General features: G+C 37.2%; 16 protein-coding genes. All 16 read right to left on the reverse strand.

The genetic code is table 11. The annotated features are described in order from the left end of the window. Window positions 1-84: 84 nt before the first annotated feature. Complete coding sequence (ribF, locus tag F5ESL0263_RS04975; protein WP_122035321.1) at window positions 85-1,017, reverse strand: riboflavin biosynthesis protein RibF; 933 nt, start codon at window positions 1,015-1,017, stop codon at window positions 85-87. A gap of 20 nt (window positions 1,018-1,037) precedes the next feature. Next, on the reverse strand, window positions 1,038-1,931 hold the full coding sequence (gene truB, locus F5ESL0263_RS04980; RefSeq protein WP_122035323.1) for a tRNA pseudouridine(55) synthase TruB: 894 nt from the start codon (window positions 1,929-1,931) through the stop codon (window positions 1,038-1,040). A 43-nt stretch (window positions 1,932-1,974) separates the two neighbouring features. Continuing rightward, window positions 1,975-2,337, reverse strand: coding sequence for a ribosome-binding factor A (locus F5ESL0263_RS04985; protein ID WP_122035325.1), 363 nt, complete (start codon window positions 2,335-2,337; stop codon window positions 1,975-1,977). A gap of 18 nt (window positions 2,338-2,355) precedes the next feature. Beyond that, the gene (gene infB / locus F5ESL0263_RS04990; RefSeq protein WP_122035327.1) at window positions 2,356-5,016 is read right to left on the reverse strand and encodes a translation initiation factor IF-2; all 2,661 of its coding nucleotides are present in this window, start codon (window positions 5,014-5,016) and stop codon (window positions 2,356-2,358) included. 4 nt (window positions 5,017-5,020) lie between these two features. After that, entirely contained in the window at window positions 5,021-5,332 is a 312-nt protein-coding gene (locus F5ESL0263_RS04995) for a ribosomal L7Ae/L30e/S12e/Gadd45 family protein (RefSeq protein WP_122035329.1), read from the reverse strand. Between the two features lie 2 nt (window positions 5,333-5,334). Beyond that, on the reverse strand, window positions 5,335-5,631 hold the full coding sequence (gene rnpM / locus F5ESL0263_RS05000; RefSeq protein ID WP_101138666.1) for an RNase P modulator RnpM: 297 nt from the start codon (window positions 5,629-5,631) through the stop codon (window positions 5,335-5,337). Between the two features lie 24 nt (window positions 5,632-5,655). Beyond that, window positions 5,656-6,864 carry a transcription termination factor NusA gene (gene nusA / locus F5ESL0263_RS05005; RefSeq protein WP_122035331.1) on the reverse strand — a complete coding sequence of 403 codons (1,209 nt, stop codon included), beginning with the start codon at window positions 6,862-6,864 and terminating at the stop codon, window positions 5,656-5,658. Window positions 6,865-6,883: 19 nt separating this feature from the next. After that, the gene (rimP, locus tag F5ESL0263_RS05010) at window positions 6,884-7,357 is read right to left on the reverse strand and encodes a ribosome maturation factor RimP (protein WP_122035333.1); all 474 of its coding nucleotides are present in this window, start codon (window positions 7,355-7,357) and stop codon (window positions 6,884-6,886) included. Window positions 7,358-7,463: 106 nt separating this feature from the next. Beyond that, window positions 7,464-11,771, reverse strand: coding sequence for a PolC-type DNA polymerase III (locus F5ESL0263_RS05015; protein ID WP_122035335.1), 4,308 nt, complete (start codon window positions 11,769-11,771; stop codon window positions 7,464-7,466). Window positions 11,772-11,776: 5 nt separating this feature from the next. Next, window positions 11,777-13,477: a proline--tRNA ligase gene (locus F5ESL0263_RS05020; RefSeq protein ID WP_122035337.1), complete on the reverse strand. Its 1,701-nt coding sequence runs from the start codon at window positions 13,475-13,477 to the stop codon at window positions 11,777-11,779. Between the two features lie 19 nt (window positions 13,478-13,496). Next, on the reverse strand, window positions 13,497-14,753 hold the full coding sequence (gene rseP, locus F5ESL0263_RS05025; RefSeq protein WP_122035339.1) for an RIP metalloprotease RseP: 1,257 nt from the start codon (window positions 14,751-14,753) through the stop codon (window positions 13,497-13,499). 9 nt (window positions 14,754-14,762) lie between these two features. Continuing rightward, the gene (locus F5ESL0263_RS05030; RefSeq protein ID WP_109715567.1) at window positions 14,763-15,560 is read right to left on the reverse strand and encodes a phosphatidate cytidylyltransferase; all 798 of its coding nucleotides are present in this window, start codon (window positions 15,558-15,560) and stop codon (window positions 14,763-14,765) included. 11 nt (window positions 15,561-15,571) lie between these two features. Continuing rightward, window positions 15,572-16,306: an isoprenyl transferase gene (locus tag F5ESL0263_RS05035; protein WP_122035341.1), complete on the reverse strand. Its 735-nt coding sequence runs from the start codon at window positions 16,304-16,306 to the stop codon at window positions 15,572-15,574. Between the two features lie 2 nt (window positions 16,307-16,308). Further along, window positions 16,309-16,866: a ribosome recycling factor gene (frr, locus tag F5ESL0263_RS05040; RefSeq protein ID WP_122035343.1), complete on the reverse strand. Its 558-nt coding sequence runs from the start codon at window positions 16,864-16,866 to the stop codon at window positions 16,309-16,311. Then, entirely contained in the window at window positions 16,866-17,591 is a 726-nt protein-coding gene (gene pyrH, locus F5ESL0263_RS05045; protein WP_074425221.1) for a UMP kinase, read from the reverse strand. Before pyrH ends, frr begins: the two co-directional genes overlap by 1 nt. Before the next feature lie 205 nt (window positions 17,592-17,796). Then, window positions 17,797-19,254 (reverse strand): FAD-dependent oxidoreductase, encoded by a 1,458-nt coding sequence (locus F5ESL0263_RS05050; protein WP_122035345.1) that lies wholly within the window; start codon window positions 19,252-19,254, stop codon window positions 17,797-17,799. Between the last annotated feature and the right edge of the window lie 85 nt (window positions 19,255-19,339).

Below are 19,339 nucleotides of genomic sequence, written 5' to 3' on the forward strand. Positions count from 1 at the left end.
ATGATACTAGCTTTTAGCAGAATGTCAAGTTGAGTGCTAATTTTTTCGCAATTAATTTTAACTTGAATTACTGTTTAACTAAAATTAACTTTGCTGAGCAAAATAAGCCTTAATTTCGGTCTCGTCTGCTTCCATTTGTTTCTTTAAATCATCCAAATTAGCAAATTTAATCTCACCACGTGTATACTTGTACCATTTGATAGCCACTTTTTTGCCATAGGCTTCTTCATCAAAGCCAAATAAATTTGATTCAATTAAAACTTTTTTTCCATCGCCGATAGTTACATTGTATCCAACACTAGTCATTGAATCATACCAATGTCCATCAATCTTTGTTTTTGTGGCATAAACACCAATTTTTGGAATTACCTTACTATCTTGCCATACCAAATTTACAGTTGGAAAACCTAGTTTATGACCGTTGCGCAATCCATGACCAATTTTTCCAGACATCATATATGGACAGCCGAGAAGTTCGCTAGCTAGTTCCATGTCTCCATTAACAATGGCTTTTTTTATTTCAGTAGAACCAATTTTTTGGCCATCATATGATTGCTGCGGCACATTGACGATATCAAACCTTCCTTTAGCAAACTTAGGAAAATTTTTCATATTTGCTACGTCTTTTGGACCATATGTATAATCAAATCCAGCAACGACTGTATCTGTGTTAAGTTTTATAATAATTTCGTCAACAAATTGTTGAGGATTTAACTTACCAAAAGCATCACTAAAATGCATTACCAAAAGATAATCAACATTCAGTTTTTCCATCTTGTGTGCTTTTTCGTCTATGCTATCAATATAGCTAACATCTGCTTTTTGATAAACTGACTTTGGATGATGGTCAAATGTCATCACTGCAAGAGGAAGCTTTTTCTCTGTTGCTTTTTCTCTGGCAGTTCTAATTAAATGTTGATGACCACGATGTACACCATCAAAAAAGCCCAAAGAAAGTACGATCTTAGTAGAAAAAATTTTTTCCTTAATTGGATAAGTTAACTGGATAATCTGCACAATAAAGCCTTCATTTCATTCTATTGGTTTTGTAATAACATTAAAAACGGATGATACATAAGGTCATCCTTTTCGTATATTGCTTTAATTCTATTATTGTACCTTAACGCAACTTTTTTTGCATTCGTTTTCAAAACTATTGCATTACCATTTTTCACCTTAAGCCATTGCTGATCATTCAAGTTGATACTTTCATAATCCTTGAAAAAGGCATCAATTGGTTGAATAAAATCGGCAATCTTTTCAGGTGCATTAATTACTTCATCCAATTTAACTGCTTGGCTCAAATCAAAACCTGAGCTAGCCGTTCTTCTCAATGATTCCATAACTGCAGGAACATTCAATTCAGTTTTAAGATCGTTGACCAAAGATCTCACGTAAGTGCCCTTACTACATTCAATCTGAAAATCAAAAGTTTCTTCACCTTTTTCCATATCAAAGGTTGGATCATTTTTAATATCATATTGATAAACTTGCACCTGCCGCTTTGGTCGCTCTACTTCAATACCAGCACGAGCGTATTCATATAAATGCTTACCATTAACGCGGACAGCAGAATAAATTGGCGGAACCTGTTCAATTTCTCCCACAAAGCTTTGCATTGCTTGTTGGATGGTTTCCTTTGAAATTGGAGCTGTGATTTTTTCACATTCCAAAACTGTCCCACTCACATCATAGCTATCAGTCGCATAACCAATAATTCCTGTGCCCTCATACTTTTTATTCTGTGTGTGCATTAATTCAATCAGCTTAGTAGCTTGGCCAATTGCAATTGGCAATACACCGGTCACATCTGGATCGAGTGTGCCAGCATGACCAATTTTTCTGATATGTAATGCTTTTCTCAAATGATAGACAACATCAGCACTTGTCATGCCTTTATCTTTATCGATTACTAAAATTCCGTTTATCATATTTTCCTATTCCATAAAAAAAGCGCTCGCAAGCGCTTTTTAATTAATTATTGCGATCCTCATCTTGCTTCTTTACTTCAGCAATTAAACGGTCAATTTTACTACCATATTTAACTGAATTATCACGTTTAAAAATCAGCTCAGGAACTTTATAGACTGTCAGCACTTGTCCTAACAAGTGTCTCATCATCCCTTTTGCTTTTTCTAAACCAGCTGCAGCTTCCTCTTCCTTTTTAGCACTTTCAGAGAGAATACTGTAATAAATAGTTGCATATGATAAATCATTAGTGCATTCAACTGCTGTAATCGTAACATCACTTACACGCGGATCACGAATATTTTTCCGCAAAATTTTAGTTAATTCACGGAGGATTTCTCCTTCAACACGACCTACTCTGTGTTTCATGTTTTCCTCCTAGTTAAACTAGTTTTTAGGCTTTACCTCTTGTTGCTCAACGGCTTCAAGTTCATCGCCTACTTTAATATCATTGTAGCCTTCTATGGTTAAACCACAATCAAATCCTTGCTTAACAATTTTGGCATCATCTTTAAAGCGTTTCAAAGAAGCTACTTTACCTGAGTAAATAACCACGCCATCACGTATTAAGTTGACATCAGCATCACGAGAAACGTAACCTGAATCAACAAATGCACCGGCAATTGTACCAACTTTTGAAACCTTCCAGGTTTCACGAACAGTTAGATTACCAACAACCTTGTCTTCATAAGTAGGTTCAAGCATACCTTGCATAGCAGCCTTAACGTCATCTATTGCCTTATAGATAATACTGTATAAACGAATATCAACACCATCAGCTTCAGCCTGTGATTTGGCAGTTGCAGTTGGTCGAACATTGAATCCAATGATAAATGCGTTAGAAGCCCCAGCAAGTGTAACGTCTGATTCATTAACAGCACCTACACCTGCGTGAATGATATTGACGCGAACGCCTTCAACTTCAATCTTTTCAAGTGATTGTTGTAGTGCTTCTGCTGAACCTTGAACATCGGCCTTCAAAACGACGTCAACTTCCTTCATGTTCTCTTTCTTCATTGTATCAAACAAGTTGTCAAGAGTAACATGTTGAACGTTTTCACGTGATTGTTGCAATGCCTGTTGTGCTCTCTGTTCACCAACACTACGAGCAGTCTTTTCATCCTCAAAGACAACAAGCTTATCAGCTGATTCAGGAACATCGTTCAATCCAGTGATTTCAACTGGCATTGACGGCGTTGCTTTTTCTACTTGACGACCACGGTCATTTGTCATTACACGGACACGACCAAAGCGGTTACCGACAACAATTGGATCACCCGTACGCAAAGTTCCTTGTTGAACAAGAACATCGGCTACAGGACCACGACCACGAGATAAACGTGCTTCAATTACAGTACCAATTGCCATCTGTGTGGAGTCAGCCTTTAATTCCATCATATCAGCCTGTAATAAAATCATCTGCAACAATTCATCAACATTTTCACCAGTTTTAGCAGAAATGTTAACGAAAATTGTGTCGCCACCATAATCTTCAGGAATTAAATTATATTTCATTAACTGTTCAGTAACGTGTTGTGGATTTGCACCTGGAGCATCCATCTTGTTAATGGCTACAATAATAGGAACCTTAGCACTTTTAGCATGGTCAATGGCCTCAATAGTCTGTGGCATTACACCATCATCTGCAGCAACAACTAAGATGACAATATCGGTTACTTCAGCACCACGTTCACGCATGTTTGAGAATGCAGCGTGTCCTGGGGTATCCAAAAATGTGATTGGTTGGTTATCGATTCTAACTTGATAAGCACCAATCTTCTGCGTGATACCACCTGCTTCATGATCAGTAACATGAGTATGACGCAAACGGTCAAGCAAAGTTGTCTTACCATGATCAACGTGACCCATGATTGTAACAACAGGTGGACGCTTGTGTTGATGTTTCGACTCTTTAGAAGCTTCCATCCGCTTACCGTAAAGGTTATCGATATCAGCTATATCTTCATGTACCTTCTCTTCAGCATCGATACCATATTCTGCAGCAATTAATTCAATTGCATCCTTGTCTAATGATTGATTTTGGTTGGTCATCACACCAAGCATGAACAGCTTCTTAACAATTTCAGCAGGTTCACGGTGTAAGATTTTACCCAAGTCTTGAGCATTCATTCCTACTTCGTATACAAGAGTTTCTGGTAACGGACGCTCTTTTCTTTGCGTTGGCTGCTTTTTAGGTACTTGCTCAACCTGGTGTTTTTTGTTTTTATTCTTGCGCTTCTCTTGACGTTTTGAGTAACCATTGCTGTTATTGCCAAATGATTGATTTTTACCCTTACGTCCAGGTTTTCCTGCATTGCGAGAATTATGACCGTTACCGCGTCTTTTTTCATCTTTAGCAGGTTCAGGAGCTGAAGCGTTGTCAATTTTTCTAACTTGGTCAGAAGAAGCTTCCTGATTTTGCTTCAATCTGGCTGGTGATGGTTTAATAATTTTTGGACCAGTTACTGTAGACGTTGTTTTCTCCACCTTAGTTACTTTTGAAACAGTAGATTCTGTTTTTTCAGTTGATTTCTTTTCTTCTTTTATACTATCAGGCTTATTTATATCTTTATGATATGACTCGCGCGCCTGTTCTGTCTGCTTGTTTAATGAACTTTGCTCAACTCTTTGTTTTTGTTTCAATTGTTTAAGCAAATCTTGGGCAGCTGGTTTGGTAACTTTTTGCGCATGATTTTGATTGGTAGCTTGCTTAGAACGGTCTTGATTTTGTTGACTACGGTTATTCGCCTTACGATTATTGCTACGTCGAGAGCCATTAGTACTTTTAGCTTCTTCGTGATTCTTTTCGTTTTTACGAATTGAAGTGACAGAAATTTTGATTTTACTGCTCTTTTTATTGGCTTGCTTCTCTTGCTTTTTAGCGGGAGCGGGGTTGCTAAAACTACCCTTCAATTGATTCACTTGAGAATCTTCTAGTGATGACATATGATTTTTTACATCAAAGCCAAGGTCTTTCGCCTTTTTGACCACGTCTTTATTATCGATGCCTAAATCTTTTGCAATTTCATAAATTCTTTTCTTAGTCATCAAATCACACTCCTTTATGTATTTTTTGTATTAGTGCTTTACCAAAACCTGTATCAGTAATTCCCAATACTTTTCGGTTTTTGCCTACCGCATGTGATATTTCATCGCTGCTAAAATCATCTATTACTGTTACGTCATTTTGCTTAGCAGCTCTAGTGACTTTTTCGCAGGTGTCTGCATGACTGTCATTAGCCAAAATAACTACTTTTACTTTTTGCGACTTTAGTGAAGCAAGAACGATATCTACACCAGAAACCAGTTTTCCAGCTCGCTCACATAGTCCAAGTAAATTTAATGCTTTTGTTCTATTTTGCAAATTTATTTATCACCAAACAATTCTTTCCTTGCTTTTTGATGATCAACGTAAGAATAGAGTTCTTCGTAAAAGGACTCGGGAACCTTTGTACCTAAGCTTTTATCTAATAACCCTTTTTCTTGGGCAAATTTTATTTTGCTTGGATCTAAAGATACGTATGCACCTCTGCCTGGCTTTTTCCCAGTAGGATCAACCGAAATATTTTTTTCCTTATCAATTACGACACGGACTAATTCTTTTTTCGGTTGCATACTATTTGTTAATAGATCTTTGCGCATTGGAATTTTTCTTTTTTTCAAAAGAACTCACCCCTCGCTTTATTCTTAATCAGCCTCTTCGTCGCTATCTGCAGAGTCTTCAATTTCAACATCATCTTGATCAACAGCTTCAGCCGAAATATCTTCATCTATGCCGTCAGCAACTGAATCAACAATTTCTTCTGTTTCAGCTTCAGCATTTTCTTGGTTAGCTTCAGTTGTGTTTTCATCAACAAATTCAACTTCAGATTCTGGTCTAATGTCAATCTTATAGCCAGTTAATCTAGCAGCTAATCTAACGTTCTGACCTTTTTTACCAATGGCAAGTGACAATTGATAATCAGGAACGATTACAAGTGCACTCTTTTCGTCTTCTTCATTACCAAACTGAACAGCAATGACTTCTGCTGGATTTAACGCGTTTGCAATAAAATCTGAAGGATCTTCTTCATATTTGACAACATCAATATTTTCGCCACCTAGTTCGTTAACAACGTTTTGCACACGAGCACCTCGTTGACCAACACAGGTACCAACTGGATCAATATTAGGGTCGTTAGATTTTACCGCAATTTTAGTTCGATCGCCAGCCTCCCGAGCTATTGAAACTATTTCAACAGTCCCATCATAAATTTCAGGAACTTCTTGTTCAAATAGACGTTTAACCATGTCTGGAGCAGTACGTGAAACCGTAATTTGCGCTCCCTTGGTGTCTGAACCAACATGAGTTACCAAAACACGTATCTGATCTTGCGGATTATAATTTTCATTTGGCATTTGATCATTACGTGGCATAACAGCTTCGACATTACCAATTTTAACATAAACGAAGCGATTATCACGTCTTTCCACGGTACCAGTAATCAATTCATCTTCATATTGTGAATATTCATCAATAATATGATTTCTTTCCGCTTCACGTAAATGTTGCATAATAACTTGCTTAGCAGTCTGGGCGGCAATTCGGCCAAAATTCTTTGGCGCAACTTCAAAGCGAATTTTATCTCCAACTTCATACGCCTTATTAATTGTCAAAGCATCTTTTAAACTGATTTCAAGTCGGTCATCGTGAACTTCATCGACAACTTCCTTTTCAGTCATTAACTTAAAATCGCCTTTACGTTCATCAAACTCAACTACCACATTAGTTGCTTGATTATAATTTTTCTTATAGGCTGCAACAAGTGCTGCTTCGATAGCCTCAACAATCACATCTTGTTTTATACCTTTGGTTTTTTCTAGAGTCGCAAAGGCCTCTAGCATTTCTTTAGACATAAGTTTTTAATCAGCCTTTCTAAAATTCGATTGCAAAACGAATATTTGCAATCAACTTCCGGGGAATAGTTAACTGTTTCCGCCTTGTTTTTACCTTTACTTCAAGTTCGATTTCTTCGTCATTAAAGGCTTTCAGAGTACCTTCATATTCTTTTTCGCCCTCAATTTTTTGGTAAAGGCCGACATGAATATAGTTATTAAGCGCCTTTTGCCAATCTTTTTCAGTTTTGATAGGACGCTCAATTCCAGGAGATGATAATTCTAAAACATATGGATCAGGAAAAGGATCTGGTGTGATTTCGTCGAGCTTTTCGGAAATCAATTCGCTAAGGCCAGCAATTTCATCCATATCAATTCCATTTTCGCGATCAACATATATTCTTAAATAATTTTGACCTTTTTCTTTAACATATTCAATATCAACAAATTCATCATTGCGTTGTTCAATGATTGGTTTGATTTCTGCAAGTACAGAATCTTCAACTTTCGCCAAGTACTTTCCTCCGTAATAAAAAGAGTGAGCAAAACTTGCTCACTCCGAATCATTTATTCGAACTTCTTTTAAAAGTATACCATATTTATATTCTTGCTGCAAAAAATTAAAAAAGTGATAACTGGTTCTGGTCTGGCATCCCTTCCAAGACCTCATTTTCTTCCAGATAGTCCATAATTGTTTGCGAAACCTTGCCCCTTTTAGCCAAATCCTCTTTTGATAGGAACTCTTGCTCTGCTCTAGCCGCAACAATTTGCTTAGCTGCATTATTTCCTAGGCCAGGAACGGCATTAAATGGGGCTAAAATAGTATGTTGATCAATAATTTTGAAGTTTGTGGCTTCTGACTCATTGATGTCAACCATCCTAATTTTTATACCTCGCTCTAAACATTCATTAGCGATTTCTAAAACAGTTAGTAAACTCTTATCTTTAGCAGAAGCGTCATTTCCTTTTTCCTGAATGTCTGCCATAGCTTTTTTTACAGTATTTTTACCATGACTCATTGCTACAAGGTCAAACAAATCAGCACGCACAGAAAAGTATGCAGTGTAGTATATTTCAGGATAGTAAACCTTAAACCAAGCAATCCGTAAAGCCATTAGTATATAGGCTGTTGCATGTGCTTTAGGGAACATGTATTTTATTTTCAAACAAGATTCGATATACCAGTCTGGAATTTTATCATTGTGCTTCAAAACTTCCATGTCTTCATCACTAATTCCGCGACCATGACGAACAGATTCCATCGTTGAGAAGGCAACCTCTGGTTTTACACCCCAGTGGATAAGGTCCATCATAATGTTGTCACGACAACCAATCACGTCTTTCAACTTGCAGGTACCGTTATTAATCAGCTCTTCTGCATTGCCGAGCCAAACATCAGTACCATGCGAAAGTCCAGAAATTTGAAGTAGTTCTGAAAAAGTGGTTGGCTTAGTTTCCTCAAGCATTCCGCGGACAAATCTAGTTCCAAATTCTGGGACACCCAAAGTACCAGTTTTAGATTGAATTTGTTCGGGAGTGACACCCAAGATATCTGGACTTGAAAATAATGACATGACGCCAGGATCATCTGGTGGAATTGTCAACGGATCAACACCGGATAAATCTTGCAGCATTCTGATCATCGTCGGATCATCATGACCTAAGATATCGAATTTCAAAATGTTGTCATGGATTGAATGAAAATCAAAATGAGTCGTTTTCCATGCAGCGTCCACATCATCGGCAGGATATTGGACTGGTGTAAAGTCGTAAATGTCCATATCATCAGGCACAACAACGATACCAGCAGGGTGCTGCCCCGTAGTCCTTTTTACACCACTGACTCCGGCAGCTAAACGATCAAGTTCAGCTTTTCTTAAGTTCAGTTCTTTTTCTTCATCATAGTGTTTCGCATAACCATAAGCAGTTTTATCAGCCACAGTCGCAATAGTACCAGCACGATATGAATTACCTGGCCCAAACATAACCCGAATAAAGTTATGAGCAACAGGTTGATAGTCACCTGAGAAGTTCAAATCGATATCAGGAACTTTGTCTCCATGGAAGCCTAAGAAAGTAGCAAACGGAATATCCTGACCATCTTTCACCAAGTCTGCCCCACACTCAGGACATTTTTTATCAGGAAGGTCATAACCTGAGCCATACTCACCATTTTCAAAAAATTGCGAATATTTACATTTTGGACATCGATAATGTGGTGCAAGTGGATTTACTTCAGTAATTCCAGACATAGTAGCGACCAGACTAGAACCAACAGATCCACGGGACCCAACCAGGTAGCCATCTTTATTTGACTTGGCAACAAGACGTTGTGAAATCAGGTAAATGACTGCATAACCGTTTGAAATAATCGAATTTAGCTCCATATCCAAACGATCCTGAACAATTTTAGGAAGAGGATTACCATAAAGCTCGTAAGCCTTATCGTAAGTCAATTTTTTCATTTCCTCATCTGAATTTTCAATATGGGGTGGATATAAACCGTCTTTAATTGGAGCAATTTCTTCAACCGATTCTGCAATTTTGTTTGGATTAGTAATAACAATTTCTTTTGCAATATCTTCACCTAGGAAACTGAATGCATCAAGCATCTCCTGTGTAGTATAAAAATGTAAATCAGGTTGCTTTTTATTGCGATCTGGATTACTACGCTGTGCTGAAATCAAAATTGTTCTATAAATTGCATCGTGCTCTTCAACATAATGTGCATCCCCAGTTGCAACAACAGGCTTATTTAATTCTTTTCCTAATTTGTATATGTTAGTTAATATTTCCTCTAATTCAGCCTCATCCGCAATTAAATGGTCTTCTATTAGCTGCGAATAGTTTGCTGGTGGCTGAACTTCTAAATAATCATAGAATTTAGCTTTTTCACGAGCTTCATCATAGCCCTTTTGCATCATTGCAACAAAGACTTCCCCTTCTGAACAGCCCGAACCAAATAATAATCCTTCATGATTATCAGTTAAATCTGATTTAGGGGTACGCGGAATACGGTAAAAGTACTTTGTATTAGCAATTGAAACTAGCCGATACATATTCTTCAAGCCAGCTTGGTTTTTAGCCAAAATAGTCATATGCTGCGGACGAGCTCTTTTGAAAACTTGTCCATGAGCCGCATAATCATTCATCTTGCCCATATCATCCTCACCATATTTTTTGGTAAAGGCTTCAAGTAGTTTGAACATTAAATAACCAGTTGCTTCCGCATCTTGATTAGCACGATGGTGATGCTCAAGAACAACGTTGTATTTTTTAGCTAAAGAATCTAGAGTATGTCTCGTTTGCTCAGGATGAAGCAAACGGGACACTTCTAGCGTATCTACTACTGGTTGTGTGATTTCTTGCAATCCTGCTCTTTTTAATGCAGCATTTACAAATCCCACATCGAATTGAACATTGTGTCCGCACAATGGTCGGTCACCATAAAAATCTTGGAACTGCTTAATGACGACTGCTTCATCATCAGCAGCACTTACCATTTCATCAGTAATTGAAGTTAGATTGATTGTTTGTTCGCTCAGCGCATGATGAGGATTAATGAACTTGTCAAAGCGTTCAAGTACCTCGCCATCCTTCATTTTGACTGCACCAATTTCGATAATTGTGTCGTAAACTGATGACAAACCAGTTGTTTCAACATCGAAGATAACAAACTCTCTATTTTCATATTTCATTGGTGCTGGATTAAGAACAAGCATGGCGTGGTCATCAATCATATTTGCTTCAACACCATAAACGATCTTAATACCGTTCTTTTTACCGGCATTGTAAGCCTCAGGGAAAGATTGTACATCAGCGTGGTCTGTAATCGCAATTGCTTTTTGACCAAACTTTTTAGCAGCTAAAACAAAATCAGTGGCTGTGTTTGTCGCATCTAGCTGACTCATATTAGTATGAAGATGAAGTTCAGCGCGCTTTTCATCACCCTCATATTTTTCTTGTCTTCCAACATGCTCAACTGCTTCAAAACTGTTAATGTTGAATACGACATCATGACTCCATTGGTCTTCCGCAGCAGAACCCTGCATTTTAGCCCAAGTTCCCGGTTTTAAAGCTTTAATTGACTCCAATTGATCTTTATCTGAAATAAACTTTTTAAAGGAAATTGAATCACTATAGTCAGTTATTTCTCCAGTAAAGATGATTGTACCGGTTTTTAACTCTTTACTATCTGTATTAAAAATGTTTCCTTCTATAACAACATTTCTTGTACCGTCAATAACATCCTTAATTTGAGTAATTGGTAGGCTTTCATCTAATTTTCGATTGCCATAATGCGTCTTTTTGGTCTGGTAAGTAGTTTGCTTTGGTCTTTCTTTGACCGGCGCAGCTTCGTATACTTCCTGCATGCTTTGCTCATGCTGTTCTTGCAGTTGCTGCAAACTCTCTAAATTGCTTAGTGAATTGGCATCATCAACTTCAGTAACAAACTTTAAATTGAAGAAACCATAATCGCGCATTTCTTCTGCAAGTTGGTCCAGCATCTTTTGTTCAATAAGGCCATCAACCACCAAGTTATCTACTGGAATAATCCAACGCCCATTTTCTTTTTTTGGTTTATGACTAGAAATAAATTCGCGCGCAACTGGCTGTAAAATATCAGAATTTTGAACGGCGTATTTCCAGTAATCGGTTAAATAGTCATCAAGTCCATCTTGAGTAGATATAAAAAGCCTGGTTTTAACAAAAGATGAAAAATTTGCTTCTATTGCTTTATTTAAAGCATCATATGTTTCAAATTTAAGCGGAGTAGCAAAAAGAACATGGATATCCCATCTATGTTCTTTAGCATATACATCCACGTTCTTAATTTCACCTTTTCTCAATAAGGCATTGTCTTCAAATTGATCTGGAAAATGAATTTGTTCTAACAGTCTTAAGAAAAGTTCGTTTTTATTAGCCACAGAAATTATCCTAACTCTTTATTTACAAAATCATCGAGTTCAGAAACATTCAGCTCTATTGATTTTTCATCAGTTGGACGCTTAACCTCAATAATTCCATCACTAGCTTTTTTACCAATTGTGATTCTAAGAGGCGCACCAATTAAATCTGCATCAGCAAATTTAACTCCTGCGCGTTCGTTACGATCATCATATAAAACATCATAGTCAGCACTATATTTTTGTTCAAGACTTTCAGCCAATTTTGTTTGGTCATCATCTTTCATCTTCATTTGAACAATGTGAAGATCATACGGAGCAATTTCTTTAGGCCAAGAAATTCCCCGCTCAGTTAAATGTTGCTCAATAACAGCAGATAGAACTCTGGTTACTCCGATTCCATATGAACCCATGATAACAGGTTGAGCCTTCCCATTTTGATCAAGGAAACTTGCGCCCATTTTATCGGTATAGTAGGTTCCTAACTTAAAGATATGACCAACTTCAATTGAAGTAGTGAATTTTAATGGTAAGTGGTCAACAGGATCTGGCTCACCTTCATTTGCAACACGTAAATCACTGAATTCTTCAACTTTAAAATCACGATTCAGATTAGCATTCTTAAATTGGAATCCATCTTTATTTGCCCCGACAATTACGTTAGTCAGATCTTTAACAGTATCGTCTGCAATAATCTTATCAGCCCAATTTGCTTCAACTGGACCAACACTACCCTTGCCGACACCTGTAATTTCCTTTAATTCTTCATCAGTAGCAACACGAACAGAGTCAGCATCTAACAAATGAGTTAACTTAACCTCATTTATTTGTTTATCACCACGAATTAAAACTAGAACGTGTTCTTTTTCATTAATAATGTATAAAACACTTTTTACAATTTTTGTTTCTGGTACTTTCAAAAATTCAGCTAAATCAGCAATTGTTTCTTGACCAGGAGTCGAAACCTCTTCTAATTCGGCAACTTGTTCTGGATCCTGTTTAAATGTGTCAATACTTTGAGCCATTTCCAGATTTGCGGAATAAGTACCTGCTTCATTAGTTGCAATGGTATCTTCACCAATTGCAGCTGGAGCCTGGAATTCCATTGAGTTTTTACCGCCCATTGTGCCGGAATCAGCAATTACTGGAGTTACTTTGACACCGCAACGATTAAAAATCGCTTCAAATGCCTTCTTTTCATCATCAAACTGCTCATCTAATTGTTGGCTAGTAGCAGCAAAACTGTATGCATCTAACATAATAAATTCACGGCTACGAAGCAAACCAAACCGAGGACGATTTTCATCACGGAACTTAGTTTGAATTTGGTAAAGCGCAATTGGCATTTGCTTATAACTCTTGAGATTTTTAGCAACAATTTCGGTAAAAGTTTCTTCATGGGTTGGTCCCAAGAGACTTTGACGTCCATGGCGATCTTTTAACTGAAACATTTCAGGACCATACTTTTGCCATCTTCCAGATTCTTCCCACAGAGTTGCTGGTAAAAGCTCAGGCATTTCCATTTCTGGAACACCAATTTTTTCCATTTCCTCTTCCATGATTTTTTCGACTTTATTTAAAACTCGAAAACCCAAGGGCAAATAAGCATAAACTCCGGCAGTAACTTGTCTTACATAGCCACCACGAAGCATTAACTTATGACTTTCAGCAACCGCATCTGTTGGTGCTTCTTTTAAAGTAGGTATAAATATTTTAGATTGTCGCATTAAATTCTCCCCAAATTCTTTATTTAATAAAGTAGCGATAAATATCGTTACCAGTAACTGCGATGATTAAAAGTAAGAGCAGACCAAATCCAACCAATTCAACAATAGCTTCATGGTTTTCAGAAATAGGCTTCCCACGGAAAATTTCAATAATATTAAGTAAGAACTTTCCGCCATCAAGTCCAGGAATCGGTACTAAGTTCACAATTCCCAAGTTAATTGAAATCATTGCTAAAAATGCCAAAAGGTATGAAAAGCCCATTTGCGAAACTTGTGCCGTCTGAGAGTAAATTCCAACAGGACCAGACAATTTATTCAGACTAAAGTTTCTAATTAAACCACCTAAAGCGTTAAAAATCATTCCTGTGGTTGACACAGCTGTATTCCATCCACGTTTAGCTTTTGAAATAGCTCGATCATCACTTTGAGCTTTAATTCCTATTTGGTAAACAGTTTGACCACTGACTTTTACAACCTTTGGCTTTACCGTAGCTGTAGTAGTCTGCTTGTTTTTTTTCAGAACTATCTTTAAGTTCTGGCCTTTACTTTGAGCAATTATATTAGAAACATCCTCAAATGAACTCGTCTTGTGACCATTAATCGAAACAAACTTTGATCCCTTTTCAATCTTAGCTATATCAGCTGGTGAATTAGGTGACACTGATTGAATTGTTGTAGTTGCAGGACCTGGAATTGTAAACGTCCAAATCATGAAAACCACAAAGCCAAGCAAGATGTTCATTAAAGGTCCAGCAACATTAGTAGCAAGTTTTTGCCAAACATTTGCTTCTTGAAATTGTGTATCACGAGGTGCGATTATTAGCTCAGTTTTTGATTGGTCAATGACAGTTGCATCATGGTCAACCGAATAGCTAACTGGTTTTTCCTCGTCACCATTTTCATAGCCTTCGATTACCAGTTTATCTACCAAATCAGCCTTTATTACTTGAACTGGAATTCCTTCCACCGGAATATCTGATTCTGAGGCATCAATTTTGACCACTTTATTCTGATCATTTAGTTGAAGAACTACATTCATTCCAGGTGAAAGCTCAGTTTCATCGTCCTTACTTGCTAAACGAACGTACCCACCTAAAGGCAGCCAGCGAATAGTATAAGTGGTTGGATTCCGTCTTACTTGAAATAGTTTAGGACCCATTCCAATAGAAAATTCACGAACTAAAATACCGCACTTTTTTGCAACAATAAAGTGCCCGAATTCGTGAACAAACACTAATAAGCCAAAAACTACTAAGAAAATCAGTATACCTTTCATGGAATACTCCTAATGTATAATTCCTAGTAATGCCGCGAATACCGGCAAAACAAATAGCATACTATCAAATCGGTCTAAAATTCCACCGTGACCCGGTAAAATTTTACCTGAGTCCTTAACACCATAATAGCGTTTATATGCGGATTCAACTAAGTCACCCATTTGGCCGACAATTGATAGAATCAAAGCAAAAACAACCATTTGCCATAGCGGATAATCGACATTGACGAAATATACATAGATGGCGGCACAAATGACGGCACAAATAGTTCCACCAATTGATCCTTCCCATGTTTTATTAGGGCTGATTACAGGCCATAGCTTATGCTTACCAATTTTACGTCCAATCATGTAAGCACCTGTATCAGTTAACCAAACGACAACAAAAACGTAGCAAAGTAAAGCTAAACCGTTTGAACTATTCCTGATACTTGCCATGTAGTGAAAACCGGTGCCGATATACAGTGAACCAAGTGTATACACCGAAACATCATCAAAAGTTGTCTTATTCTTTGATAAAACTGTCCAGGTTAGCATTAACATAATTAGAGCAAAGTAAATACCGTATTTGGTCCAGTGGAACGGCATACTCTTGATAAAACTATCGGGAACTGCCCAAGTGATTGTTGCCAATAAAGCTAGCAAAAAGTTAACAGAAACTAAAATCTGCTTTTTCATTAAAAAGATTTCACTTATTCCAACTGCAGCAAAAGCGACTGTCAGCCAATCCATCCACAAACCGCCCGCAATAACGATTGGAATAAATAAAATCAAAGCAATAACTGCTGTAATTACACGTTGTTTCATATAATAACTACCTAACTATCCGTTTCATCTAATTTGCCAAAGCGGCGATGACGATTTTGAAAATCACTAACAAATTCTTGCAAGTCCTCTTTTGTGAAATCAGGCCAATTTTTAGGGCTAAATGCAAGTTCAGAGTAGGCCAATTGCCAAAGCAGAAAATTAGAGATGCGTTGTTCTCCAGAGGTTCTAATTAATAAATCAGGATTCCTAAATTCTTTGAAACTTGCGGTCATTAGCCGATTCGAAATTAGTTCTTCAGTGATTTGATCACTGGTAAGCTGCCCAGTCTCAATTAACGTACCAATTTCTTTAACCGCTGTGGTTATTTCTCTTCTTGAGCCATAATTAAAAGCAAAATTTAATATTAAACCAGTATTTTGCGCAGTTTCTGCCATTGCACGTTGAACTACATCATAAGTTTTATGAGGTAATTCATCCAAATAGCCCATAATATTAACTTTTACATTGTTTTCCATTAACGTCGGCATGAAGTGGTCAAAAAAGCGTACAGGCAAGTTCATTAAATACGCAACTTCTTCTTTTGGTCTTGCCCAGTTTTCAGTTGAAAAAGCATATAGAGACAAGACTTTTATTCCAAGTTGATCAGCTGCTAGAGTGATTCTCTCAACATTGTTCATCCCTTCGTAATGACCAGCCACACGTGGCTTACCTTGTTTTGTAGCCCAACGACCATTACCGTCCATAATAATTGCAAGATGATTTAATTGATTTCTTTTTTCTGCCATTTTTAGCCTTGAGTAATTTCCTTACGCTTTTTATCAGCTAATTCATCAATCTTCTTAGTTGCTTGATCCGTTACCTTTTGAACTTCTTTTTCAAGGTTACGTTGCTCGTCCTCAGTTATTTCATCATCTTTTTGTTGCTTCTTAAGTGAGTTCATTGCATCACGTCTTACGTTTCTAACAGCAATTTTTCCTTCTTCGGCAATTTTATTTACTTCTTTGGCAATTTCTTGACGTCTTTCACCAGTCAATTGAGGAATAACTAGTCTAATAACTTTACCGTCATTTGCTGGTGTTAAGCCTAGATTTGACGCAAGAAGAGCATGCTCAATATCATCAACACTGTTTTGGTCATATGGTGTAATCAAGAGAACACGAGGTTCTGGAATAGTCACACTCGACATTTGAGTCAATGGGGTTGGCGCACCATAGTATTCAACTTGAACACCATCAAGCAAGGCTGCATTGGCAACACCGGCACGAATAGAGCCGAGATTCTTTTCAAAAACGCTGATAGATTTTTCCATATTTTCTTGCGCTTTTTTAATCGTTTCGTTATTCATTATTTTCCACCTTCGATTACAGTTCCTATATGTTCACCCATAACGACTTTTCTAATATTTCCTTCTGTATTGACGTTAAATACAATTAACGGAATATTTGTATCCATTGAAAGTGAACTAGCAGTTCTATCCATAACTTTCAAATCTTTGGAGATTACATCAAGTTGAGTTAATTCATTGTACTTTTTAGCGTTTGGATCAATTTTTGGATCAGCGGAGTAAACTCCGTCAACACCATTTTTAGCCATTAAAATGACATCTGCATTAATCTCAGCTGCACGTAAAGCAGCAGTGGTATCAGTCGAAAAGTATGGGTTACCGGTTCCACCACCCATGATTATTACTCTGCCTTTTTCAAGGTGACGAATTGCCTTTCTTCTAATGTAAGGCTCAGCAATTTGTCTCATTTCGATTGATGTCTGTAATCTTGTTGGCACACCTACATGCTCTAGACCATCCTGAAGAGCTAAACCATTCATTATAGTTGCTAGCATACCCATGTAGTCAGCTTGTGAACGTTCCATTCCCAGTTTTTCACCAGTTTCACCACGCCACATGTTACCGCCACCGCAAACGATTCCAATTTCAACGCCTAGGTCGTGAACTGATTTAATTTCTTCGGCTAAATGGCTGATAACTGTAGGATCAATTCCAGTACCTTGACTACCAGCCAATGCTTCACCAGAAATCTTTAAAACAATTCGCTTATATTTAACTTGAGTCATGACAACCTCCTCTATTAACTTTAGTTATTCTACCATATAAAAATGGCAAATGTAGGACTACAAAACAAAAGAGCAGAATTTTATCAAGAAATTTATTTTCTCTTTAAAAGCTTATTTTAATAGAAGAAAAACGCACTACTTATTTATTATTTTTTGATGAAAATAAAAAGCACTGTTGTATTAAACAGAGCTTTTTAATCTATTATTATTTCAAATATTTTTGTGCATGTTGCGCTGCATTTCTTCCAGAATAAAATGCATATCCTGCACAAGTTCCAGGCATATTTGGACCATATGTATCTCCAGTTAACCCACTTGCATCATTACCTGTTGCATATACACCTTTAATTGGTTGACCTTTTTCATCTTCAATCTCATTATCAGGGGTTATTCTTAGACCACCCATCGTGCAATATGCACCAACTGTTAACTTAAAGCCATAAAATGGACCGTCTTCAACAGTTCTTAAATATTTTGGATCCTTGCCAAATGACTTGTCCTCACCAGATTTTACATCTTCATTGAATTGTTCAATATTTTGAACAAACTTATCTCTTGGCAAGTTCATTTTTTCTGCTAATTCTTCTAGCGTATCTGCCTTAAAGATAAATGGTTTGTTTTCACTAATTGCTTGATCAATTTCTTCTTGTAACTTATCCATCTTGTGTCCACGTTCAATGTAAACACCTAGTCCCATAAAGTTACCCTTTTCAGCCATTTCATCAATGATCTTTTTATCTAAAATGCTGTAAACCTTATTTTGACTGTACAGAGCGTTGCCAGCATATGAAAAGTTATAAACGACTGATTCATCAACAAATCTTTCACCATTTTCATTTACCCATAAAAGAGGTTGTTGTCCTGCAGCCACATTCATCTGACTCCGCATCATCTTGAACGATGGTTGGTCTGGATCTTTGAGATAGCCACCAAATAGCATTGCTGTACCCATGCCATATTTTTGACCACCAACATGCCATCCTAGTCTCAAACCATCACCAGTGCCTTTGCCACATGAAACTGTAATCAATCTGGATAAATCATAATTGGTTTCTTTTGCCATCATTTCGTCATTGTTTAAATAGCCTCCTGTTGCCAGGATCACTACTTTGGCTGTAATTGTTTCAATGTCACCATTAGCTTCATTTTTGATTGTTACCTTTTTATTGCCATCATAATCAATTTCTAGGTTAATTGCTGATGTAGAAGTTAAAAGTTCTCCTCCCAATTTTTTGAAACGAGGTTCCAAACCATTGTGCATTGCGCCATCGCCGTATCCTTTATAAATATGCCACGTTGCTTCCCCAGCACCCATTGCTTGAACACCTTCGTATTCAACACCTTCATCATGTAACCACTTAATATTCTCGGCACTAGTATCCAAGTAATTACGCCAAATCCTCGAATCAGCTTTATAGCTAGAATACTCAACTTCTTCTTTTAAAACATCCAAAGTTGAAACATTAATTCCTTTTTCTTTTTGTAAATATGAACCGACTGCAAAAAGGCCCTCGCTATAATTTGCAGAACCACCAGTGTGACGCCCCTTTTCAAGCATCAAAACACTGTTACCGTTCTCGACAGCTGTTAATGCAGCAGCTTGACCAGCAGCACCCGAACCTACAACTACAACATCGTAATTTTCTTTTTTTGAAATATTCATAACCATGTACCTCTTTAAAACTATTTATGCTTTAATAGTAAGTGCTTACAAGACAAAAATATAGTCACTTTATTTTTCAACACTA

Source organism: Lactobacillus sp. ESL0263, from assembly GCF_003692845.1.
GTDB lineage: Bacteria > Bacillota > Bacilli > Lactobacillales > Lactobacillaceae > Lactobacillus > Lactobacillus apis.